The 1,778-nt window shown below is 60.7% G+C and carries 3 protein-coding genes; 2 read left to right on the forward strand and 1 reads right to left on the reverse strand.

The window, feature by feature from the left end; translation table 11 throughout:
- The coding region (locus Q8S60_RS09425; protein ID WP_305668494.1) for an aminotransferase class I/II-fold pyridoxal phosphate-dependent enzyme at positions 1-163 on the forward strand (163 nt) is incomplete at its 5' end.
- Between the two features lie 53 nt (positions 164-216).
- Here the strand turns inward: Q8S60_RS09425 and Q8S60_RS09430 are convergent.
- Positions 217-1,029, reverse strand: a complete 813-nt coding sequence (locus tag Q8S60_RS09430; RefSeq protein ID WP_305276435.1) for a M48 family metallopeptidase — start codon at positions 1,027-1,029, stop codon at positions 217-219.
- A gap of 155 nt (positions 1,030-1,184) precedes the next feature.
- Here Q8S60_RS09430 and Q8S60_RS09435 point away from each other — a divergent pair, with 155 nt between their 5' ends.
- Positions 1,185-1,652: a Dps family protein gene (locus Q8S60_RS09435; protein WP_305276436.1), complete on the forward strand. Its 468-nt coding sequence runs from the start codon at positions 1,185-1,187 to the stop codon at positions 1,650-1,652.
- The last annotated feature ends 126 nt before the right edge of the window (positions 1,653-1,778 follow it).

Here is a 1,778-nt window from a genome sequence, read left to right on the forward strand (position 1 = left end):
CGAGGACTTCGCGCTGGCGCTGCTCGAAGCCGAAGGCGTTTCGGTCGTGCATGGCGCGGCGTTCGGCCTGTCGCCGTTCTTCCGGATTTCCTATGCGACGTCCACGGAAGAACTGACGGATGCCTGCGAGCGCATCCAGCGTTTCTGCGCCAGCCTGCGCTGAGCGAAACCATAATTGAAAAGCCCCGCGCTGGAAGGCGCGGGGCTTTTTTTGTTTCAGACCTGATAGCCCATGCTTCTGAGTTGCGTCTGCAGCGCCGATATGCGCGTCACATCGGAAGGGTGCGTCGACATGAATTCGGGCGGCGGGGCCGAGCCGTTCCGCTGGGCCGTCATGTTCTGCCAGAAGCGGAGCGACTGGCGCGGGTCGTAGCCCGCCTTCGCCATGTAGACGACGCCGAGGCGGTCTGCCTCAAGCTCATGCGTGCGGGAGTAGGGAAGCAGCACGCCGAATTGCAGGCCCGCGCCCAGCACCGCGGCGATGGTGCCGGCACCGCTCACATCGCCGCTCTGCAGCGCGACCTGCGCGGCCTGCATGCCGACGCCGGCCGCCATCTGCTGGCTGTAACGCTCAGCCGAATGGCGCGCGGCGACATGCGCCGTTTCGTGGCCCATGACGGTGGCAAGCTGATCGTCGTTTTCCATCCGCTTGAAGATGCCTTCATAGAAACCGACCTTGCCGCCCGGCAGCACGAAGGCGTTGGCCTCGTTGCCCTGGAAGACGGTGTATTCCCAAGGCTGGTTCTGCAGACCGGCGGCGTTCACGATGCGCGGGCCGACCGTCTTCAGACGATTGTTCAGCGTCTTGTTTGTGGAAACTTTCTGCTGCTGACGGATTTGAGACCATGCGGAGGCGGAAAGCTCGGTCATCTGCGCTTCGGAAACGAGCAGCAATTGCTGCCGTCCCAATGCCGGATTATCGACGCATCCCGATAGGGCGACGATATAGCCGGCGGCAAGGCCCTTCACGAGCTGGCGGCGGTTCAGTTCAATCGGTTCGCGGTCGAGAAATGTAATGTTGACTTCCATTCCTGCCTCCGTGGCGGTGATGCCGGTCTCGTTTCGGCACAGCGGCCCGTATAACCGGACCGCACCTCATTTACTTTAGAATTGTTACAAACTACCTTGTACCGGGCTTGTAGCACACTATATAAAATCAGGCCCATGAACCAAGGAGGTGCGACGTGAAAGTAGATACAGGCATCGCAGCGAACGACAGGAGCGATATAGCCGAAGGGTTGTCGCGCGTGCTCGCGGACACCTACACGCTATATCTGAAGACACACAACTACCACTGGAACGTGACGGGTCCGCAGTTCCGCTCTCTCCATCTCATGTTCGAGGAGCAGTACCGGGAACTCTGGGCGGCGACCGACGAGATTGCGGAGCGCATCCGCGCGCTTGGCGCCTATGCCCCCGGCACCTATGGCGAATTCGGCAAGCTCACCTCGCTCCATGAAGACAACAGCGTGCCGAGCGCCGACCAGATGGTGAAGAACCTGGTGAAGGGTCATGAGCAGGTCGTGAAGACCGCGCGCGATCTCTTCAAGGTGGCCGACGAGGCCGACGACGAAGTGACCGCCGACCTGATGGTCCAGCGGATGCAGGCGAGCGAGAAGAACGCCTGGATGCTGCGCAGCCTGCTCGAATAGGCTGTAACCGTCCGTCATCAAATTTGATGCCGAAAGCGCCATGTTCGCGGATATGTTCCGCGGCATGGCGTTTTCCTTTTCTCCCTCCCTTGTGATTTTCGATTGCGACGGCGTGCTGGTCGATAC

Origin of the sequence: Parvibaculum sp. (assembly GCF_030694575.1) — a bacterium.
Classification (GTDB): Bacteria; Pseudomonadota; Alphaproteobacteria; order Parvibaculales; family Parvibaculaceae; genus Parvibaculum.